This window comes from Colwellia sp. NW0002-52-1 (assembly GCF_057550865.1).
This window is the reverse complement of sequence record NZ_BAAJLU010000059.1, coordinates 1-484: the sequence shown is the minus strand read 5'-3', so window position 1 is coordinate 484 and position 484 is coordinate 1. Positions and strand designations below refer to the sequence as shown.

Here is a 484-nt window from a genome sequence, read left to right as displayed (position 1 = left end):
ACCAAGCAAATTAATGCTGCATTTGATAAATTTGATAATGGTAAAACTAGTTTTATTGAACACAATGAAGCTAAATCTCAGATGGAAGCTAGAAAGAATAAGATCCGTAAGAGAGATAAGATATGATCTTCTGGGAAGAAGAATCACTAAATGACCGTGAAAAAATATTTGAATTCTTATTTGATTTTAACCCTAGCGCAGCAGAAAAAACCGACCAAATAATTGAGTCTAAAGTTGAGAGTTTACTTGAACATCGATTAATGGGTGTTCAAAGAGATATTTTTCGAGGACGAATATTAATTATTCCAGAAATATCAATGATCGTTTCATATTGGGCTAATGGTGAAACCATTCGTGTTATGCGAGTTTTACACCAGAAGCAAAAATTTCCACAAGATTAAACAGCTATTTTAGGATGGCACTCATCTCAAAATTGCGTAGGGTTAAATAATTTCAATTTAGGATGAGTGTCCTGCTAATTTCT

General features: G+C 32.6%; 1 protein-coding gene. It reads left to right on the top strand.

Translation table 11 applies throughout. The features are described from left to right. Positions 1-122: 122 nt before the first annotated feature. The gene (locus tag AC27H3_RS18085; protein WP_487108112.1) at positions 123-401 is read left to right on the top strand and encodes a type II toxin-antitoxin system RelE/ParE family toxin; all 279 of its coding nucleotides are present in this window, start codon (positions 123-125) and stop codon (positions 399-401) included. Positions 402-484: the final 83 nt, after the last annotated feature.